15 protein-coding genes are annotated in these 20865 nt (G+C 49.7%); 14 read left to right on the top strand and 1 reads right to left on the bottom strand.

What is annotated here, in order from left to right:
* Window positions 1-55 precede the first annotated feature (55 nt).
* Window positions 56-748: a DUF421 domain-containing protein gene (locus M4D81_RS16905; RefSeq protein ID WP_260067409.1), complete on the bottom strand. Its 693-nt coding sequence runs from the start codon at window positions 746-748 to the stop codon at window positions 56-58.
* Between the two features lie 262 nt (window positions 749-1010).
* On the opposite strand from M4D81_RS16905, the gene M4D81_RS16900 reads away from it, so the two are divergent.
* The 14 genes from M4D81_RS16900 to M4D81_RS16835 all read left to right on the top strand — a co-directional run bounded on the left by M4D81_RS16900 (window position 1011) and on the right by M4D81_RS16835 (window position 20825).
* Window positions 1011-1157: a hypothetical protein gene (locus tag M4D81_RS16900; protein WP_260067408.1), complete on the top strand. Its 147-nt coding sequence runs from the start codon at window positions 1011-1013 to the stop codon at window positions 1155-1157.
* 450 nt (window positions 1158-1607) lie between these two features.
* Window positions 1608-3518 carry a threonine--tRNA ligase gene (thrS, locus tag M4D81_RS16895; RefSeq protein ID WP_260067407.1) on the top strand — a complete coding sequence of 637 codons (1911 nt, stop codon included), beginning with the start codon at window positions 1608-1610 and terminating at the stop codon, window positions 3516-3518.
* A gap of 103 nt (window positions 3519-3621) precedes the next feature.
* On the top strand, window positions 3622-4131 hold the full coding sequence (locus M4D81_RS16890; RefSeq protein WP_260067406.1) for a ClbS/DfsB family four-helix bundle protein: 510 nt from the start codon (window positions 3622-3624) through the stop codon (window positions 4129-4131).
* 625 nt (window positions 4132-4756) lie between these two features.
* A complete protein-coding gene (locus M4D81_RS16885; RefSeq protein ID WP_260067405.1) occupies window positions 4757-5878 on the top strand; it encodes a glycoside hydrolase family 88 protein in 1122 nt (373 codons plus the stop codon).
* Window positions 5868-8036, top strand: a complete 2169-nt coding sequence (locus tag M4D81_RS16880; protein ID WP_260067404.1) for an alginate lyase family protein — start codon at window positions 5868-5870, stop codon at window positions 8034-8036. Before M4D81_RS16885 ends, M4D81_RS16880 begins: the two co-directional genes overlap by 11 nt.
* Window positions 8037-8103: 67 nt before the next feature.
* Window positions 8104-9828, top strand: coding sequence for a cache domain-containing sensor histidine kinase (locus M4D81_RS16875; protein WP_260067403.1), 1725 nt, complete (start codon window positions 8104-8106; stop codon window positions 9826-9828).
* Complete coding sequence (locus M4D81_RS16870; RefSeq protein ID WP_260067402.1) at window positions 9825-11414, top strand: response regulator transcription factor; 1590 nt, start codon at window positions 9825-9827, stop codon at window positions 11412-11414. Before M4D81_RS16875 ends, M4D81_RS16870 begins: the two co-directional genes overlap by 4 nt.
* Before the next feature lie 235 nt (window positions 11415-11649).
* Window positions 11650-12570 (top strand): carbohydrate ABC transporter permease, encoded by a 921-nt coding sequence (locus M4D81_RS16865; protein ID WP_220685558.1) that lies wholly within the window; start codon window positions 11650-11652, stop codon window positions 12568-12570.
* Between the two features lie 18 nt (window positions 12571-12588).
* Window positions 12589-13425, top strand: coding sequence for a carbohydrate ABC transporter permease (locus M4D81_RS16860; protein WP_397376704.1), 837 nt, complete (start codon window positions 12589-12591; stop codon window positions 13423-13425).
* A gap of 150 nt (window positions 13426-13575) precedes the next feature.
* On the top strand, window positions 13576-14958 hold the full coding sequence (locus M4D81_RS16855; RefSeq protein WP_260067400.1) for an ABC transporter substrate-binding protein: 1383 nt from the start codon (window positions 13576-13578) through the stop codon (window positions 14956-14958).
* A 114-nt stretch (window positions 14959-15072) separates the two neighbouring features.
* Window positions 15073-16326 (top strand): alpha-L-fucosidase, encoded by a 1254-nt coding sequence (locus M4D81_RS16850; protein WP_260067399.1) that lies wholly within the window; start codon window positions 15073-15075, stop codon window positions 16324-16326.
* A gap of 36 nt (window positions 16327-16362) precedes the next feature.
* On the top strand, window positions 16363-18225 hold the full coding sequence (locus tag M4D81_RS16845; RefSeq protein WP_260067398.1) for a glycoside hydrolase family 35 protein: 1863 nt from the start codon (window positions 16363-16365) through the stop codon (window positions 18223-18225).
* A gap of 240 nt (window positions 18226-18465) precedes the next feature.
* Window positions 18466-20127: a hypothetical protein gene (locus M4D81_RS16840; RefSeq protein ID WP_260067397.1), complete on the top strand. Its 1662-nt coding sequence runs from the start codon at window positions 18466-18468 to the stop codon at window positions 20125-20127.
* A 26-nt stretch (window positions 20128-20153) separates the two neighbouring features.
* Window positions 20154-20825 (top strand): bifunctional 2-keto-4-hydroxyglutarate aldolase/2-keto-3-deoxy-6-phosphogluconate aldolase, encoded by a 672-nt coding sequence (locus M4D81_RS16835; RefSeq protein WP_260067396.1) that lies wholly within the window; start codon window positions 20154-20156, stop codon window positions 20823-20825.
* Window positions 20826-20865: the final 40 nt, after the last annotated feature.

Genomic DNA, 20865 nt, shown 5'->3' with positions numbered 1-20865 from the left:
CTCTGGAAGCCTGATTTATCAGGCTTCTTTCGTTTTTTCATCGGAGGGTACAGGTTCAGCCCTGAACCTCACGCTTGGAATAAACATAAAGCTTCCCGTCATCTCCGTATTCCGCGTATGCGATGTCTTCCAGGGAGTCAAAGCCTTGTTCCCGTGCTTTCGATTGGATCTCGCCCTGTTCAATGGGTTTGCCCAGCATCGATTCCTCGAGCAGCTTTCCCTTGTCAATAACCGTTACCGTAAAGGTGTCCGGCTTGGCTTCTATGCCCATATCCTGGGCCATGGGCGGCTCGTACTCGGGTTTACGCATGACGGACAGCGATCCGTCCGTTTCCAGAATGGCGTATTTGACTTCAGTTAACGAGAAAATGCTTTGCCGTCTCAGCATGGATAACAGCTGCTTATATTCCATATCGTATTTGTTCAACAATTTTTGGTTGAGCTTTCCGTTATCGATCAGGAGTACCGCCCGGCCTTCCGTTAAATATCCGAACTTAACAAAGTGGGTGGTTGCCTTCTCGAAGAGGTAAGACATCGTTGTCCAAAGCGCAAGAGCGAATAACAAATGATATAGGTTTACCTTATCATCATAGAGGCTTGCCCCGACGATTTCACTCAGAATTAAGGAGGACAAGAAGTCAAGCGGTGTAAGCTGGCTGATGGTTTTTCTCCCCGTAACAAATGTGATGATCCATAACCCGAAAAAGCTGACGATTAGTTTAATCCCTAAATCTATAAACATATCCATGGACAACCCTCCTTCAGCGTTCATGTCATATGGTAAGATATTAAACGTTTTGGCTTCAAGGAGAAACAAGGGAGATTTAACCGCCCATTTCAAAGGTTGACGATGCTTGAGGCAAATTCCGATAAGCTCTCCCTGATCCCTTAGAACTTTACTTTTTTTAAATCAACCACTTGAAAGCGACGCTACGTCATCTTGTAAGATGTATGTTGTGATAGAAAATTACGATTTATGTCATAAATACATACAGAAGGAGATGGACAGAATGAACAAGGGAGATGTCATTATTTACGCTTGCGTCATCATTGGAGCGGGTATCGGTTTAGCGCTGGGCAGCGCCTTTCCAGGAGTTTTGGTTGGTTTAGGCGTTGGATATCTGATTAAAATCTCATGGAACAATGAAGAAAAGTGACCATGGCAGAAATATTAACATTTGATGTATTGGAGGAGACTGGAAGTTATCCATATTAACATGGATCTATCAGTCAGTTTATGTTTGACAATTAGAAAAAACTGACTTATAGTACTTTACTATCAGCAACGATCAAAGACATGATTCTTGAAACGACCTGCCCAGAGAGGGAAGTGATTGGTGAAAGCTTCCTCCGTGATTGCTTCTTGAATTACCCCTTTGTAGCTGTGTTTTTGAACCCTGATCGGTCGTTCGACAATCGACATGGAACTAGAAAACACCGAATCATCCCCGTTACCGGATGTCTGAATGAGGATCCGATGAGCATGCTGCGATTTAGCCGCTGTAAGTCTGGATCAAATTAGGGTGGAACCACGAGCTGAACGCACTCGTCCCTTCGGGATCGAGTGCTTTTTTTGCGTTCAATCTAAATTTGATGGAGGGATAACAATGTCAATCGTAGTAACGCTGCCAGACGGAAGTAAAAAGGAGTATCCCGCACAAACGACGATGAATCAAATCGCGGAATCCATCCATTCAGGTCTGAAGAAACAAGCCGTTGCAGCCAGAGTGAACGGGAGACTCGTGGATTTGGATCATAAGCTGTGTGAGGATGCGAAAGTAAGCATCATAACGCTGGATTCAGAGGATGGATTGTACGTGTATCGGCACAGCGCGGCTCATCTGATGGCCCAGGCCGTTAAACGGATGTATGCCAGCCAGTCCGTCCATTTGGGGGTAGGACCTGTCATTGAGGATGGTTTTTATTATGATATGGATTTGGGGCATCCGATTACGTCTGAAGACTTGTTTGCCATTGAGCGGGAAATGCAGAAAATCGTTCAGGAAGACCTGCCGATTAATCGTAAGGAGGTGCATCGTCAGGAGGCCGAACGTATTTTCCAAGATGACCCGTACAAGATGGAGCTGATCCGCGAGTTACCGGCGGACGAGGTCATTTCGGTGTACGAGCAGGGAGAGTTTGTTGATTTGTGCAGGGGGCCGCATCTTCCTTCAACGGGCAGAATCAAGGCATTCAAATTAATGAGTGTGGCCGGCGCTTATTGGCGGGGGAACTCGGACAATAAAATGCTGCAAAGAATATATGGAACGGCGTTTCCCAAGAAGTCGCAGCTCGAAGAGCATCTGCTGCTGCTGGAAGAGGCCAAGAAACGGGATCATCGGAAGCTGGGAAAAGAGCTCGGGCTCTTTATGTTTTCGGAGGAAGCGCCTGGCATGCCTTTCTTTTTGCCGAACGGGATGATCATCCGCAATGAGCTGGAGCAATTCGCAAGAGGACTTCAGTTCCATCGCGATTATGATGAAGTGCGCACTCCGCTGATGATGAACAAGCGGCTGTGGGAAATGTCCGGTCACTGGGATCACTACAAAGACAATATGTATTTCACGCAAGTGGACGAGACGGAGTATGCGCTGAAGCCGATGAATTGTCCAGGGCATATGTTAGTCTACAAAAACTCACTGCATTCCTACCGAGAGCTGCCCATTCGTATTTCCGAATTTGGTCAGGTGCACCGCCATGAATTCTCAGGCGCACTGAACGGTATGATGCGGGTGCGCACGTTTTGTCAGGATGATGCGCATATTTTTGTAAGACCCGATCAGATCCAGGAAGAAGTCAAGCAGGTTATCGATTTTATCAGCCAGGTTTATCAAGTGTTTGGCTTTGATTATACAATCGAGTTATCGACTAGACCGGAAGATTCCATGGGCTCTGAGGAATTGTGGGAGCAGGCGGAGTCCTCCCTGAAGCAGGTGCTGGATCAACTGGGGCTGCCGTATCGGATTAATGAAGGGGATGGGGCGTTTTATGGTCCGAAAATCGATTTTCATATCATGGATTCCTTAAAGCGAAGCTGGCAATGCGGCACCATCCAACTGGATTTCCAATTCCCTGAAAAATTCGATCTATCGTATATCGGAGAAGATAACCAGAAGCATCGGCCGGTTGTTATTCACCGGGCGGTATTTGGATCCATCGAGCGATTTATCGGGATTCTTACAGAGCATTACGGTGGGGCTTTCCCGATGTGGCTGGCTCCCGTACAGGTTATGATCATACCGGTATCCGACCATTACATCGATTACTCGTTAAAGGTGAAGAAGCGTCTGGAAAATGCCGGCATACGGGTGAACGTCGATGTAAGAAATGAAAAGCTGGGTTATAAAATCCGTGAGGCGGGCCTGCTGAAAACGCCTTACACACTTGTTCTTGGCGAGAAGGAAATGAACTCCGATCATGTATCAGTCCGTAAACGGGGCGAGGGCGAACTTGGAGAGAGTGCCTTAGATGATGTGATCGCAAGGCTTCGGAATGAGATTGAGTCCAGGGGGATTTGAACATCCCATTGATGATATTCATCACCGTGCTTGATCCTTGAACATGGTATAATTTGGATATGTCTGAGGAGTGAAGCCTGTTAATGATGAAGGAGAGAGTACCTTGCAAACATACCAGAGCAAAGAAGCGTTCATCGCTGAAATTCAACGAACGTATAGCCTTTTTGACCAAGAATTTGATGAGGTACCAGAGGATAAAAGGAACCTTCGTATTAGTGAAGTCGATAGAACACCCCAAGAGATGATTGCCTATCAGCTGGGATGGCTAACGCTGGTGATGAGCTGGGAGAAGGATGAACTTGCGGGTAAAGAGGTTACGACGCCAACCCCTGACTTAAAATGGAATCAGTTGGGGGCGTTGTATCAGCAATTCTATCATACGTATGATGGATATTCTTTGGAAGAATTACGTTCGTTGTTAAAGCAGAGGACGATAGAATGGTGTGAATGGATCAACAGCTTGCGTGAGGAAGAGTTGTTTCATTCAGGGGTTCGCGAGTGGACGGTAACCAGTGCCAACTGGCCGATGTGGAAATGGCTGCACATCAATTCGGTCGCGCCGTACAAAAGCTTCAGAACCAAAATCAGAAAGTGGAAAAAGCATGCCGGCTAGACCGTATCGCTCGGCAGACATGAGGGGCCGTTCTATATAGACTTAGTTGCTTGATGTACGGCTCTCATAAACAGAAAGTGTTTCAAATAAAGCCATGGCGGTGATCAGGATATTACTCCCACACCGCTAGGCTTCTTTTTAATTAAGATAGAGTTGGTCCATGGTATATTGAATGTACAAAAGAAACCGTTCCTTTGGGTCGTGCCTCCACTTTACCAAAGAACGGTTTCTTTGCGACTAAAAAATCAAGAAATCTGCACGGCGTAGCGGAGAGGACGAATCGATTCCGGACAAGCTTCAGCGCTCGCCTTTGCCCACACATTTCGTCCTTGCTCAGAACCATTCCAAGAAATGTGGGGGCAACAGCGATGGGAGGAACGATTCGTACATGGAGCGTCTTCTTACAGCAAGAAGGGGGCCTCCCCCAAGATCTAAGATCTTTTGGGATAACCCCTTTTTTTCGTTGGATTCGAACGGAAAGGGACAGGTTTGTTCCTTATTCACCACCTTAGGGGCGCAAAAGTCAAAATATTGCACATCAAGGCAAAAATCGGCTCTACAAGAACGGGGTGACTCTCCTTATCATGGATCGTAATCATGATGGATTTGAAGGGAGCACGACGTTATGTGGAGCAGTGCGATCAAAGATGCTGTAGACAAAATCCGGAAGAACATGGATACCTTCGGGACAAGATTTCCCCACGTCAGCAGGGACGGCGCTTATTTGCTGAATGACAATGACGACTGGACGAACGGTTTCTGGAGCGGTCTTCTCTGGCTATGTTATGAATACACGGGCGACGAGGCCTTTCGATTGGGGGCAAAACGAACGGTAGAAGATTTTCGCCGCCGCTTTGCAGAAAAAAAGGTGCTTGATCATCACGATATCGGATTTCTGTATTCCTTGTCCTCCAAAGCCGAGTGGATTGTTGAGAAGAACGAGAGCGCCCGCCAATTGACGCTTGAGGCTGCGGACTTGCTGCTGAAACGCTGGCGTCCAGACGGAGGATATATTCAAGCGTGGGGTCCTGAAGGAGATCAACAGGAGGGCGGCCGCATCATTATCGATTGTTTGATGAATCTGCCGCTGCTGTTCTGGGCGGGACAGCAAACCGGCAATCCCGTATTTAGAGAGATCGCAATCATGCAGGCGGAGAAGACACGGCGTTATCTGGTACGGGGAGATGACAGCTCATACCATACCTTCTTCTTCGATCCGCATACGGGGGAGCCGATCGGAGGCGCCACGCATCAGGGCTTTACGAACGGCTCGACATGGACGCGGGGACAAGCTTGGGGGGTGTACGGCTTCGCACTGGCTTATCAATATACGGGAGATCGTGTATACCTGGAAACCTCCAAACGAATGGCGAAGTATTTCCTGAAGCACTTACCGGAGGATCATGTCGCCTTTTGGGACTTTAACGCCCCCGTAAGCGCTGATACTTACCGCGACAGCTCGGCCTCCGCCATTGTGGCAGCAGGCTTGCTGGAACTGATTGGGCATTTGGATGAGGAGGATCCGGAAAGAACTGACTTTGAGCAAAGCCTGGAGGCTTCCATGACCTCGCTGGTACGAAATTACTCTACGCTCGGCAAGGAGGCGGAAGGTCTGCTGAAGCATGGCTCTTATCATGTACGCGGCGGATTGTCACCGGATGATTTCATGATCTGGGGGGATTATTTTTACCTGGAAGCTTTGATTCGGATGGAGACCGGGAGCAAGGGGTACTGGTATGAACGCTGATGCCATGGAAGCTTCGGTGAATGCCGTATGGGCTCTTTTAGATCTGGAGGATCCCGTAATGCGTTCGATGCAGGAGGCAGACGGTCAAGGCCATCGGTACGATATGCTGTGCAAGCTGCATAAACACTTCTCCTGTCGGAACACACCCGGATGGTGGATGAGTAGTGAGGATAAGCAGAAAATTTCGGATTATGTGAAACAATTCTGTGCAGATGAACTGGAAACCGTCATGAAGACGGCGGATGAGGTGGTGCAGCAGACGTTCCTGTTCCGCTTTCCATGGGATATGGAGCGTAGCGTGATTCCCGTTACATTTGACGGTGATATTGACTGGTGCCATATTCCCGATCAAGACGTGGAGTGGGCCTATATGCTGAATCGCCACCGCTATTGGGTGGCGCTGGGACAAGCGTATGCGATGACAGGCGATGAGAAGTATGCAGCAGTGTTTAGCCAGCAGCTTGGAGACTGGATCGATCGGAATCCGGTCCCTGGAGAACCTACGACGGATACGTTGACATGGCGCCCGATCGAGGCGGGTCTGCGCAGCGTGAACTGGATCAAGGCACTTCGATACGTGATCGGTAGCCCTTCCCTGACTCCGTCATTGCTCGGTAAAACGCTGATTTCGCTTCACGAGCACGGGGTGTATCTGGCTGCTTCGTTCACCAGCTGGAAGCATATCAGCAACTGGGGAGTACTGGAAACTTGCGGTTTATACCATATTGCACTGTTCTTGCCCGAGTTCAGCAAGTCAGCACGCTGGCGGGAAATGGGAGAAGAGAGATTGAAGGAGACGGCGAGTCTTCAAATTATGGCGGATGGCATTCATTGGGAGCAATCGCCTACATATCATCATGAGGTGCTGGCTTGTTATCTTGACTGCATTCACCTCGCCAATCTCAACGGATTGGAGCTTGACGGTCCTTTTCGGCGTACGGTCCGCGAGATGGCCGAAGCCTCCCTGTACTGGGCGAAGCCAAATCACAGGCAGCCGATGCTGGGAGACAGCGACGATAGCGATATTCGTGGTATTCTGACCTATGCCGCGTGGTTATTTGGGGATTCCGTTCTGAGATATGGCGGACATGCTCGACCGGATTATGATAATGCCTGGCTGTTCGGCATAGACGGAATCCGTGAGTACAAAGCTATGGTTCCAGCGGAGCCGCCATCTCAGAGCCGGGCTTTTACCCATTCCGGTCATTATACGATGCGAACGGGTTGGGACGAAGATGCATTGTACCTTTGTTTTCACTGCGGCCCGCTTGGCGGAGGCCACGGTCACGCCGATATGCTGCACGTGGATCTTCATGCCTACGGCCGTGATCTGCTCACGGATCTTGGAAGGTATAACTATAGTGACCATACACCGCTGAGAAAAGCATTAAAGGAGAGCTCAGCCCATAACACAACGGTTGTCGACGAAATCGGGTTTACCGGAATCAATGACACCTGGTCTTTCGACCGGATTGCCGCGCCGCTAGGCTGCAAATGGGTCAGCAGGCCGGTGTTTGACTATGTCGAGGGGGCGCATGACGGCTATCTCTATGGGAATGAACCGTTGTATCCGCGGAGAAGGATCATCTTTGTTAAGCCTTACTTTTGGCTGCTGATCGACAGCTTGGTGTGCCTTGAGCAGCATACCTTTACCCAGCATTTTCATTTTCCGCACCCGCCAGGAGAAGTCGGGATCGAAGCCGAGTCATTGATATGCTGTACAAACACCCCCGGGGAGGCGAATCTATCGATTATCCCCGTACGCACAGACGGTCTGCGCGGAGAAGTTGGCGAGGGTGTAATATCCCGCGAATATAACCTGTTGGAACCGAATGCGAATGTCACATACTCCCGGACCGGGAAAGGATGGATCAGCATGATGCAGGTGCTGTATCCTCATCGTCCGGGCGATACGGCTTTGCCGCGAGTCCGTAAAGTGCCTGTTTATCGCCATACGGGCGAACGGGTTCATGACGGACAAGCGGAGGCATGCGGGATTCAGCTGCCCGGTATGGACGAAGAGTTTATTCTCGTTGTTAGTCACCGTGCGCCGTCAGGCCATTATGATTCTTTTGTGGTGGAGGACATGCAGATCTTCGGGGAGGTTGTGCTGATGACCCTTCAAGGCGGAAAAAAGCATGCAACCGTCATCATTTAATGAATGCTTCCAGCACAGAGGACTGATAGAATAAAGAGGACAAGAGCATAAGAGAGGCTCAGAGAAAATGTTCAAATTCACCTACTACAAACGCATCCAGCTGTCGTTTCTTTTGCTGATCTTTATTCCGCTGATCGCGGTTTCTATCATTTCATTTGTTCTGATTCGGGATACGATGGTAGAGAAGCTGCAGCTCAGCAACGAGAATGTCCTGAACGTCATGACGGATGAGCTGAGCAAGACGATTGACGATGTTACGTTTGCTTCCCATTTTATCGTGAACGATACGAATGTTCGCAATATCCTGAAGTCATTCGCAGACACCAAACGGCTGGCTACTTATCAGGATTATGTACATTTTAGACAAATTCAGGACGTATTCTCCCTGATTAATTCCAAGCCGCTGAATAATAACGTTCGCATGTACTTGGTCAACCGTCAGCATTTTGTCATCTCATCCGGCACGGAGGATTTGACCGCCATTAACGGAAGTCTCGACAAACTGATGGAGCGCGTCGATCTCAGTAAACCGGAAACCCTGCAATGGCTTGGGATGGCCGGCGGCGACTCGTCAGGGAAAGGCAAGAGTTATTATATTGCCAGGGTCATCTATGACAGCCGAGAGAAGAGGCAAGTGTCCGTATTGCTTAGTGCCATTTCCGATTCGTACTTCAACAAGCTGCTGGGTACGATCGACTTCGGCAAGGTGGCGCTCTTTGATGCAAACGGGGAATTCATCGCAGGCAATTCCGGGTTGCTCCCGCATCATACGGAGACCAAGGGCAGTGTCCGAACGGACAAAACCATATTGAAATCGAACTGGAAGCTGGGTTACGAGGCCTCGGAGAAAGAGTGGTCGGGGCAAATCTCCCGGACTTTTTATACTGGTCTTGCGGGGGTTCTGCTGCTGTTTCTCGTGTTCTCCGGAATGTCCATCCTGATCGCCAAAAGGCTGCACAGTCCGATTCTCAAACTGCAGCGGGTCGTACGCCAGTTCGGAATGGGAAACCTGGATGTCAGACTGGAGGTCAAGGGCAAGGATGATATCGCCGAATTGGGGCAGACGCTGAATACGATGCTCGATCAATTGCAGCGGCTGATCCATGATATCGAACAGGAGCAGGAACAGAAGCGAGTGATGGAGCTCGAGGCCTTGTTTATGCAAATCCGCCCACATTTTTTGATCAACACGCTGAATTCGATCAAATGCAGCCTGATCTTGACGAAGGATACGCTTCACAGTGGAATTATTGATTCCCTGATGAGTTTGCTCCGCGCCTATCTCAAGGTCAATGAGCCGGCCACCTTGCGCGAGGAATGCAAGCTGCTGGGCCACTATGTTGACATTATGAAAATCCGCAATGAAATCCCGCTTCATTTAGAGGTTGACCTGGATCCGGAAACCGAGGGACTCATCTTGCCGAAACTTATTTTGCAGCCCATCGTTGAGAATGCCATCGTCCACGGGCTTGTCGATCATCAAACTCCGCGCATTGAGATCCGTTCCCGAAGCAACCCGGACGGAATCAGAATCGAGATTATCAACAATGGCTTCGGCGCCGATGAAGACATGCTCCTATGTCTAAACCGTAGACTTGAAAGACCAAGCGGCGAGCAGGATGGTGCTTATGAGAGGGTCGGTCTTATGAACGTGATCCAAAGACTCCGATTGACCTTCGGACAGGAAGCGAGTTTGACACTCGCCAACCTTCCGCAGGGTGGAATGTCAGTTTCACTGTACTTGCCCCAAAGTCATCATCATGGTTTTTTACCGGAGGGAGAGGAAGAATGATGTACAGAGTAATGCTCATAGACGATGATGTTCCTATGCTCAAGGTACTGCAACAGATGATTGACTGGGAGGCAAACAATCTGCAGATTGCCGGCAGTACGTATTCCAGCGCGAAAGCGATGCACATGTTTGAGGAAGTCCGGCCGGACATTGTCATTACGGATATCGGACTGCCACAGAAAAACGGCATTGAGCTGGCGGACCATTTTATTCGTATGAAGCCGGAGGTTCGGATTATCTTCCTGACGTGTCATGAGGATTTTCATTATGCCCAGCAGGCCGTAAAACTGCAGGCGGATGATTATTTGATCAAAGATCAGCTTACGGCAGAGCAGCTGGAACAGAGCCTCGGCAAGTCCATGCACTTGTTAAAGACGCGGGCTGGTCTGATTAATCGCGAGGCAGCGAGTTACAATAGCCAGCTCTTTCGGCAGGATTTGCTGCAAAAGGTGATCAATGGCTCTCCGTCCGAGGCCACTTTGGCTTATGCGGCGCAGATCGGCATTTCCTGGACGTATCCATGGTTTATGCTGGGGCTGGTCAGCATTCAGTTCTCCAGCTTTGACAAGCGCTTCAGACAATCGGAATTTCCGCTGATTTTATACGCTGTCTACAATATCGCGATGGAATTGTCCGAATCATATGAAGGGATTACGCCGTTCATGGAGCAGGGGAACATTGTGATTCTGCATAACTTTAGGGTGAACCTCGCACAGAATGCCAGCTTGCATCTCCATAATTATTTGCAGCGGCTGCGTTATCAGTGCGTCCATTTTCTCAAAATTCAACCGAACGTAATCGCGGTTACGGACAAAATGGAATTAAGCTCGATTGGCTCCATTTATCAGGAAATTCTTCATGACAAATGCGAGTTTTACGAAAATTCCGACTATACGATATCCGAAGTTTCTCAAATAAGGTCGCGGTGGTTTCAAGCCGCGCCTCAGGGATTTCTAGATAGCTACGTTTCGGAGCTGGAACGGAAACTCATCAAGCAGGATCTCGACGGTATCCGTACGACCCTGCATAAAATCGCCAGCACCGCAAAAGAGCTGTCAATTGATCCGGCCGACTTTGCCAGGGATCTTTCCTCCATGCTGCGAGGTATCGAGCTGATGTTCTCCAGTCTCAAATTCGATGAGGATTTGTTTGCCTATCTTGCTTTAGCTCGCACCTTGGAAGATATGATGGAGCTGGTGGAGAGAAAGCTGACCCAGATTATCGGAACCCGGCAAGCGGGAGAGGGAAGCTCCACGAATGAGCCGAAGCTGCAGGTGATCCAGCAATATATCGATCAGCATCTTGACGATAACATTACGTCGATCGACATGGCACGCTATCTGTTTTTGAATCCGAGCTACTTTTCGCGCTATTTCAAACGGATGACGGGGTTGACCTTTACGGATTACGTGCATCAATACAAAATGAAGATGGCTACCAAAATGCTCAGAATGTCCGGACAAAATCTGGAGTCCTTAGCTATGGGATTAGGTTATTCGGATCGGACGTATTTTTCAAAAGTGTTTAAAAAATACGTGGGGACCACACCCAGCGAATACAAAGCGAAGTACACCGCACGAAAATAAGCGGACCGCTACCATTTCATTCACTTATAAGCATCGAAGCATAGGCTCCACTTTGTGGGGCTTTTTGTGTTGGGGTCCCCGCAAAGTATTTGGAATAAGGATCGAAGTTTAGGCTCCACTTTGTGGGGCTTCTTTAGGTCAAAATCTTGCACATGGCTGGTCATAATCCCTCCTTCTTGCCGATACCGGATGTATTACTATAATGACAACTTACAAATTGTTGAGGTGATGCTAGATGGAGGCTGTACAACAACCAGTGCCCAAGAGCCGACGGAAGTTTTGGACTCCCAAGCGGAAAGAGGCTTTGATCGGGTGGCTGTTTCTGGCCCCGGAAATCGTCGGGATGCTGCTATTAAACGTGTTTGCTCTTGGATTTTCTTTGTATTTAAGTTTATCCGATTGGGATATGCTGTCAGGCGTCCAGGGGATCGAGTTTACCGGATTGGATAACTACATCAAGATGTTCCATGATCCGACCATTATTCAAGCGATAAAAAACAATTTGATCTATATGGTTCTTACGGTGCCGATCCCGATTGCCATCGCTCTGGTGCTTTCGGTTTTGATTCACAACAGCGTGTTCTTCAAGAGTTATTTTAAAGTCGCGTTCTTCATTCCTTATATCTCTTCGATTATCGCAGTTGCTGCGGTGTGGAGCGCATTATTCCACCCATCGCTGGGACCGATCAACCAGTTTCTGATGGATCTCGGGATCAGCAATCCGCCGAAATGGCTGGTCGATCCGAAAACGTCGCTCTTGGCGATTTCGATCATCAGTTCCTGGGCGGGCCTGGGCTACACGATCATTATCTATATGGCCGGGCTTACCAACATTTCGAATGAAATTTATGAAGCGGCGGATATTGACGGTGCCAGTGCAATTAAAAAGTTTTTTGCGATTACGGTTCCGATGCTCCGTCCGACAACCTTCTTCCTGTTAATCACAATGTTGATCGGTTCGTTTAAAGTGTTTGACATCATCGCCTTTTTAACGGAAGGCGGCCCGAACAATTCTTCTACCGTGCTTGTATTCCGCATCTATGAGGAAGGCTTTCAATATTACAATATGGGATACGCTTCGGCCATTTCCTGGCTGCTGTTCGCGATTATCGGTCTGATTACCGCGCTCACCTGGAAAATGAGAAATGAAGAATAAGGAGGGAGAGGAATGTACATGCAGCTTCTTCGAAAAAACCTGTCCAAAGTGGTAGTCACCTTTATCATGGGGGCATTGTCCATTGTGTTTCTCGTACCGCTCATCTGGATGATTTCCGCGGCTTTTAAATATGAGAAGGATGTTATGCGATTCCCGATTCAATGGATACCGGAAAAGGTGAATCTGGCGTACAATTTCAAGATGGTCTGGATGGGAAGAGTTCCCTTCTATGATTTCTATTTTAATTCTTTTAAAATAGCGATTATTACGACCCTAATCACCCTGATTATCTCATCCATGGCAGGTTATGCGCTAACGAAGATTCGATTCAAGGGACGGAATCTTGTTTTTATGGCCTTGCTCTCGTTCATGATCATTCCGGATCAGGCGACGCTCATTCCGCGGTTTCTGCTCATTCGCTGGTTTGGACTCTACAATACGCATGAGGCCATCATCTTCATGAGCATGTTCTCGATTTACTTTACGTTCCTGCTGCGTCAATTTATGAACGGGATCAGCGATGAATACTTGGAGGCGGCCAGAATTGACGGAGCGGGTCATCTGCGGACATTTGCTTCCATTATGGTTCCGCTGTGCAAGCCAGTGCTGGCTACGGTAGCCATTATTAAATTCATATGGACCTGGAACGATTACCAGAATCCGCTCATCTTCTTGCTGGACAAGGACTTATACACGATTCCGCTGGGGATGACGCTGTTCCGTGATGACTACACCAACAACTATGCCATTATGATGATGGCGTCAGTCTCGGCGATCATTCCGCTGGTCATTGTGTTCATCGCATTGCAAAAGCAGGTTATAAACGGCATTGCTTTGGGCGGGGTAAAAGGTTGATACGAAGTCTAATGTCAAAAATGAGAAGTTCGGAAAGTCAAAAATGTAATCCTAGAACCTCAAAATTGTGCACTTGATCAGCCATGCGGGTGCCTATAATGAACATGAAAACAGCACCACAACTAATTTATCTGTGCAGGGGGAAGTAAGATGAAGAAAAAAAGTAAACACAGATTATCCGTCATTCTTAGCACGATCCTGGCGAGCACCCTGGTATTAAGCGGCTGCGGGAAATCCGGGTCAGAAAGCGGTGCCAGCACGAACGGAGGGAGCGGTCAGACGGACAAGCAGGTTACCGTCAAGTACTACAACTGGGATAACGAAGCTCAACAGGCGGGTACGGACGCCATGCTCCAGGAATTTATGGATCAGAATCCGAATATCAAGGTCGAGCATGTGGTTCTGGTTCCCGGCGATTCCGTGGAAATGTTGAAAAAGTTGGATTTCCTGATCTCATCCGGTGAAGCGATCGATGTTATTCAATTCCCAAGCTTGGGCGGAGTTCTCGAACGGGCCTCACGTGGAGCCCTTGCTCCCCTGAACGAGTTCTATGAGCAGGAAGGTCTCGTTCCGGAAGACGAATACTTTGTTAATGCCAAGCTAGAAGACAAGTATTATGGGATGCAGTACACCAAGAGCACAAACTATGTGATGCTCAACAAGGATGCCCTGGATGAAGCGGGACTTGAGGTTCCGAAATTCGGCTGGACTTGGGATGATTACCGCGACTATTCCAAAAAACTGACCAAGGGCGAAGGCGTTGACAAGCGTTACGGTTCTTACTTCCATACATGGGAGCTATATATGAACGCTCCGGCGCAAACCATGATGAAAGATCCGTTCGTATATGAGGACGGAACGACCATTCTGGCTGATCCAACCTACAAATACTTCTTCCAGCTCCGCAAAGATATGGAGGAGACGGACAAGTCGGCCAAACCTTACAGTGACGTGCTTGCCGCGAAGCTGAACTACCGTACTGAATTTTATAATGAAGAAGCTGCTATGATACTTACAGGCAACTTTACGGTAGCGGATCCAGGCAATACCGAGCAATATCCGCATGATTTCAAAACAGCTTTCGCTCCTGTACCTGTGCCTCCTGCAGGATCGGAACCTAAAGAGTATGAAGGAAAATACTTCACCAGCGGCAATATGCTGGCGCTGGGTGCCAATTCCACCAACAAGGAAGCCTCCTTCAAGCTTATGAGATTCATGACAACAGCCGATTCGGACAACAGACTTGAGTTCTCTGGCTACAAGAAAGCGAATAACGAAGAATTGTTGACAAAGCTGGTTGCCGGTAAAGAGGATAAGTACGATATGGAGTCGTTGAAATATACGCTGTTTAGCGATGAAATCCAGTATCTTGATGCAGCCAAAGTCATGATGACGGATACTTCGGAATTGACCAAGATCATTAATGACGGCTTTGCGAAATTCATGCTCAGCAACGAACCGATTGATGAGGTTCAACAATGGATGGTCGATGAGGCTACAAAAGTGATTAACGAAAAGGGCGTTGTCAAGTAACGGGGCCATGCACGAGGTATGAGAATCCTGGTAAGAAACGGGTTTCGGGGGGGCCATTTAACGGGCTTCCCCAAAGCCCTTTTTTTACGACTGGTGAGAGTTGGAGGGGAAGTTATGTCCATATCAAAAAAGCTTAAGGACCAGCTTGTTGTTCCTTCGCTGGAGCAGCTAGCCTGGCAGGACATGGAGCTCGGGATGTTCTGCCATTTCGGAATCAATACGTTCTGCGACCAGGAATGGGGGGAAGGCAAGGATGCTCCGTCTTTGTTTAATCCAGACCAACTGGATGCTAAACAGTGGGTCCGGTCTGCGAAGGAAGCCGGATTCCGTTATTTCATATTGACGGCCAAGCACCATGACGGCTTTTGCCTGTGGCCGACGGCGACAACGGACTATTCCGTAGCCTCGAGTCCGTGGAAGGAGGGTCAGGGCGATGTCGTACAAGAGTGCGCGGATGCTTGCCGGGAAGAGGGCATCGGCTTCGGTATTTATGTATCCCCCTGGGACAGGCACGAGCCGTGTTATGCCGACCCGCAAAAGTATGATGACTTTTACTGCAGACAATTGGAGGAGCTCTTATCTGGCTATGGTCCGCTTGTGGAAATTTGGTTTGACGGCGCAGGGTCGGAAGGCCGCGAATATGACTGGCCCCGTATCATGGATCTCGTTAAAAGGTATCAGCCCGGTGCCATGGTGTTTAATATGGGCGCGCCAACGATCCGCTGGGTCGGCAATGAGGATGGCGTGGCTCCGTATCCTTGCTGGAACACGGCCGATTCTTCGCGGGGCAGCATGTTCAGCGAAGAATCGCTGAAGTGGCTGCCGGAGACGCCGGGCTGGGTGCCCGCGGAATGCGATGTCCCCATCCGCAAAGACCGCTGGTTCTGGCATCCGGATGAAGAACACTTGCTGTTGTCCGTTGATCAGTTAATGGAAATCTACTATCGGTCGGTCGGACATGGGGCGACCTTGCTGCTCAACGTCGCTCCAGACCAGCGCGGGCTGCTTCCGGAAGCAGATGTAAAGCAGCTTCTGGCATTTGGCGGAGAGATCGAGCGTCGGTTTGGTCGTGCCCTGGCCGAAATCTCGGGGTCGGGAGAGGTCACCCAATTGACCCTTCCCCGAACATGCGTGATCGATCATGTCGTTGTTATGGAGGACATTGCTTTCGGGGAACGGGTGAGTCAATATGTGCTGGAAGCCATCATTGATGGAGCGTGGCTCGAGCTGACACGCGGCAGTGCGATCGGTCACAAGAAAATCGATGCGTTCTCTCCGGTAACGACCGACAAGGTGCGTTTGCGGGTATTGGAATCGGCAGCAAGTCCGGTAATCAAAAGTATGGCGGTTTATCGCTGCGGGGAATAAACGCTGGATTTTATATAAGTGTGGAGGGGATCTGTAATGGGAATGCTCACATGGAAGAACGGGCAGTACTTGCTGGACGGGCAGCCGTACCGGATCATATCGGGAGCGATACACTATTTCCGTGTCGTTCCTGAATATTGGGAGGACAGGCTATTAAAATTAAAGGCCTGCGGCTTTAATACCGTTGAAACATACATCGCATGGAATGTACATGAACCCAAAGAAGGGGAATTTAACTTTAGCGGTTTGGCCGATATTGTATCGTTTATCGAAATAGCCGGGAAACTGGGCCTGCATGTCATTGTCAGACCGAGCCCGTTCATCTGTGCGGAATGGGAATTTGGAGGTTTGCCGGGCTGGCTGCTAGGTTATGAAGAAATCCGGCTTCGTTGCAGTGACCCGCTCTATTTAAACAAGGTGGATCATTATTACGACGAGTTGATCCCGAGACTGGTTCCGCTGCTGTCCACACACGGAGGGCCGATTCTGGCGGTTCAGGTCGAGAATGAATACGGCAGTTACGGCAACGACCACGCATATCTGGAGTATTTGCGCGCAGGACTGGTTCGGCGCGGCATTGATGTGCTTCTCTTTACTTCGGATGGGCCAACCGACGAAATGCTGCTGGGCGGGACGCTTGGCGATGTGCACGCCACGGTGAATTTCGGATCCCGGGTAGAAGAATCCTTCCGCAAATACCGGGAATATCGTACGGAAGAGCCGCTGATGGTGATGGAGTTTTGGAACGGCTGGTTTGATCACTGGATGGAGGACCATCATGTGCGGGATGCGGCCGATGTCGCCGGCGTACTGGATGAAATGCTGGAGAAGGGTTCCTCGATTAATATGTATATGTTTCATGGCGGAACCAACTTCGGCTTTTACAGTGGAGCGAATCACATCCAGGCATATGAGCCAACAACGACAAGCTACGATTATGATGCCCCTTTGACGGAATGGGGGGATCAGACGGAGAAATATGAGGCGGTGCGGGTGGTGCTCGACAAGCATGGTTTTAAGCCGGGGTGTGCCTTTCCGGATCCCATTCCAAAGGTAGCTTACGGAAAGGTCGCGTTGTCTGAAATGGCCGATCTGTTTGCGGATGCCAATCTAAAGCATCTCTCAGAACCGATAAAAAGCGTATGCACCAAGCCGATGGAAAAATTCGGACAGTCCTATGGCTTTATACTGTACAGCACATTTATTCAGGGACCGCGGCAAGGACAGCAGCTGCATATTCAGGAGGTTCGTGATCGCGCGCAGGTATTTCTGGACGGTCGGCCGCTTGGCGTTATCGAACGATGGAAATCAGAGCCTCTCGATATTACCGTACCCGCAGGCGGAGCAAGGCTGGATATTCTTGTCGAGAACATGGGCCGGATCAATTACGGCCCACTAATCCGCGATTCCAAGGGAATCACGGAAGGCGTCAGAATCGATAACCAATTCCTGTACGACTGGACGATCCGAACCCTGCCGCTGGAGCCAGAAATGCTGTCTTCTCTCTCTTATACACCGGTTACGGATGAAGGGCGGGCGGAGCAAATAGAGCTGTCCATTCCGGAGTCGGAACACGCGGGCCTGCCCCGATTTTACCGCGGCAGCTTTCGGGTGGAGGATATCGGAGACACGTTTCTTCGCTTTGATGGCTTGACCAAAGGTGTCGCCTGGATCAATGGCTTTAATCTCGGCCGGTACTGGAACGCGGGGCCGCAGAAGGCCTTGTATATTCCCGGCCCTTTATTGCGTAAAGGGGAGAACGAGCTGGTTCTATTTGAACTGCATGGCGGTCCCGAATCTTGCGAAGTCGAGCTGTCAGATCAACCGGACCTTGGACAAACCGCGGCAGTGGACGAAGCTGTGCTCAATTTTGTACAGGATGGGGAAGAAGACAAATAGTCCATCACGACAGGGAATACAGTTCATTGAGTACAACATGCCCGGCCAGAAAATCCTTCTGGTCGGGCTTTTCCTGCAAACAAGCTAAATGATGGCATGAGTTCTGAAAAATAGCTTCCCTTTTTGTTCATTTAGGTTTTTAATGTTTATATGGGTTCGAATTTGGTTTCTTTAAGTTCGTTTTTTTATCTTCATTATGTTGGGAAGCGGCTTTACCATCGGATTGGGAAAGGAGAACCAATGAACGATTATAAAGAGAGAATGAACCGGATTGTTCGGAATGTTGCGGAACAAGCATGGAGGCAGCCTCTATTACCCAGCGGATTGTGGTTTCATGGGGATGTGCGTGATAACTTCTACTATGCCTCTTATCTGTTTGCGGCTTCGCTAGACCTTGAGATTGATCCGCAGTTTAACCGGCAGGAGGGTAAACGGCTGGCAGAGGAGGTTCTGGGTCGTGTGCTGCGATTGCAGAACAAGGACGCGAAGACTCCGATGTACGGACACTGGCCGCTGAACCTGGGACCGAAGCCGGAAGAGGCGAGTCCACATGCGCTGCCGGTTGAATTAATGGGGAGTTTGATGGTTTTTTTCCATCGCAAGTTTGAAAGTGAGATGAGCGAGGGCTTGGCGGCTGAGTTTGAGGCTGGACTGGAACACATCTACCACGGAGGATTTTTTCGCAAGCCGCTCACCGTGTGCAATCATCATGAGGCTAAATATACGGCAGCCAAGCTAATATTCGGCCATCGGTTCAATGATAAGGAACTTCTGGAGGACGGAAAACAAAGTCTTCGGGATACCCTGAGCTTGCTCCAGCGGGAAGGCATGGCAGAATACGGGTGCTTGCCGTGGTTCTGGCATTGGACACAGGCGTTCACCTGCGCGTTGGAACTAATGGAGGAACCGGAATTAAAGCGGGAACTTCATCAACTGTTGGATGGGCTGTGGAGCCTGCGCACGTCCTATTATTTGAAAGGTGCGTGGGTAGGAGCCCACTCCAGAGGATGGCCGCATGATGCACCGAGGGATGCCAATGTGCTTCACGATTATGTCCAGTTCGGTGATTTTAGCCTGCCGGAGGAGATGCCGCGCACAGAGTATGCCGGTTTTCTGTTCCACAAAGCGCCGGAAGCGAATCGTCGTCTTGCCCTGGATCGAAGCGAACCGACCGAAGTGCGCAAGGCTCTGACGAAATCGGTTGATGGCGAGATGAGGCAGCTGCACTCCTACGCTTATGTGACGGAACATTTTGCGGCGGGCGGATTGTGGGAGCGGGTTCGTGAGTTCGACAACGAGCAGCTGCGCTGGATGTTCAGCCTGCCTGTCCGCACTGGCGGCAAGGCAAATCAGCTGTATTTTTTTCACCCGGGAGAGGGATATGATCCCTCAGGAAACGATCCCCGCCACCAGAGTGAGCGGATGGAGGTGCTGTACCACAAAAATGTGGTGCTTGCACTGTACCCACTGCCGGAACCAGCGGGTGCTGGAGGCGAAGAAGTTGTCGGCGTTTTACCGGAAGGAGAATGGCTGTATGAGGCGGAAGCTCTGTACGGCAAGGTAGATGAGGTTTATTTTGCCGTACATTTGAGCCCCGGGACTGCTTATGATATTAAGGAGCAGTCCGGATATCATCTGGCCGTCTGCCATGGCCCTCGAATGTCTCTCACCGTAGAAGCGGTAACCGTTCGGGAAGCGGAGAATAGAGGGATCGGACAACTGGCGGCGTTCGCACGGCAAATGTCCGGACACAGGCCGGAATTCAAGACTGACGGCGGATTTGAGGTTGCGTATACAGGATGGATGACCGAGGATCGGCTGCATCTGAAGGTTATGGCTTCAGGCAGCTCAGCGAGAACGATAAACGGAGCGGAATGTACGTTTGAATCGTATTCTGTATAGTTATCGAATAGAAAAGAGGAGTTAAGATGAAGAAATTGCAGCTGATTCAAAAAATAGCAGAAGAAGGCGTGGTCGCGGTTCTGCGCGGCGAAACGCCGGAGCAGGTTGTGGAGATGGCCGAACAGGCGATTGCCGGCGGCATTAAAGTGATCGAGGTGACGATGACCGTACCGTTTGCGCTCCGGGCCATTGAAACGTTGTCGCGCAAATATTCCTGGAACGCCGAAGACCCTTCCTCCTATGCCATCATCGGGGTAGGTACAGTGCTTGATCCGGAAACCGCGCGTGTTGCGATATTGAGCGGCGCCGAGTTTGTTGTTGGGCCGTGCCTGAGCAGGGAAACCGTGATGCTGTGCAACCGCTATCGGATTCCGGTCATGCCTGGCGTGATGACGATCAAGGAAATCCAGGAAGCACTTGAACTGGGGGCGGACATTGTCAAGCTGTTCCCTGGCAATCTGTATGATCCGTCGATGATCAAGGCGATCAAAGGCCCGCTGCCGCAGGCGAATATCATGCCGACCGGTGGTGTCTCGCTTGATAATCTTGGAGAATGGATCAAGGCGGGGGCTATAGCTGTCGGTATTGGCTCGGATCTGACAAGCGAAGCTTTGAAGCGGCAGGATTACAGCTTGATCGCCCATAAAGCAGCCGAATACAAGAAAGCGTATCTGCAGGCTAAAGGGCTGACACAGTAACTATATTTTGGAATTGGCAGAAAAATTAAATCAGATAACG

It is taken from the genome of Paenibacillus sp. p3-SID867, assembly GCF_025142895.1.
GTDB lineage: Bacteria > Bacillota > Bacilli > Paenibacillales > Paenibacillaceae > Paenibacillus_AQ.
Note: the sequence above shows the minus strand (reverse complement) of the source record. Positions and strands in the feature narration are given on the sequence as shown.

Excerpts from the sequence above, each read along its gene's own strand:
- M4D81_RS16905 (WP_260067409.1), bottom strand. The coding sequence starts at position 748 with ATGGATATGTTTATAGATTTAGGGATTAAACTAATCGTCAGCTTTTTC.
- M4D81_RS16900 (WP_260067408.1), top strand. The coding sequence starts at position 1,011 with ATGAACAAGGGAGATGTCATTATTTACGCTTGCGTCATCATTGGAGCG.
- thrS (WP_260067407.1), top strand. The coding sequence starts at position 1,608 with ATGTCAATCGTAGTAACGCTGCCAGACGGAAGTAAAAAGGAGTATCCC.
- M4D81_RS16885 (WP_260067405.1), top strand. The coding sequence starts at position 4,757 with ATGTGGAGCAGTGCGATCAAAGATGCTGTAGACAAAATCCGGAAGAAC.
- M4D81_RS16880 (WP_260067404.1), top strand. The coding sequence starts at position 5,868 with ATGAACGCTGATGCCATGGAAGCTTCGGTGAATGCCGTATGGGCTCTT.
- M4D81_RS16875 (WP_260067403.1), top strand. The coding sequence starts at position 8,104 with ATGTTCAAATTCACCTACTACAAACGCATCCAGCTGTCGTTTCTTTTG.
- M4D81_RS16870 (WP_260067402.1), top strand. The coding sequence starts at position 9,825 with ATGATGTACAGAGTAATGCTCATAGACGATGATGTTCCTATGCTCAAG.
- M4D81_RS16865 (WP_220685558.1), top strand. The coding sequence starts at position 11,650 with ATGGAGGCTGTACAACAACCAGTGCCCAAGAGCCGACGGAAGTTTTGG.
- M4D81_RS16860 (WP_397376704.1), top strand. The coding sequence starts at position 12,589 with ATGCAGCTTCTTCGAAAAAACCTGTCCAAAGTGGTAGTCACCTTTATC.
- M4D81_RS16855 (WP_260067400.1), top strand. The coding sequence starts at position 13,576 with ATGAAGAAAAAAAGTAAACACAGATTATCCGTCATTCTTAGCACGATC.
- M4D81_RS16850 (WP_260067399.1), top strand. The coding sequence starts at position 15,073 with ATGTCCATATCAAAAAAGCTTAAGGACCAGCTTGTTGTTCCTTCGCTG.
- M4D81_RS16845 (WP_260067398.1), top strand. The coding sequence starts at position 16,363 with ATGGGAATGCTCACATGGAAGAACGGGCAGTACTTGCTGGACGGGCAG.
- M4D81_RS16840 (WP_260067397.1), top strand. The coding sequence starts at position 18,466 with ATGAACGATTATAAAGAGAGAATGAACCGGATTGTTCGGAATGTTGCG.
- M4D81_RS16835 (WP_260067396.1), top strand. The coding sequence starts at position 20,154 with ATGAAGAAATTGCAGCTGATTCAAAAAATAGCAGAAGAAGGCGTGGTC.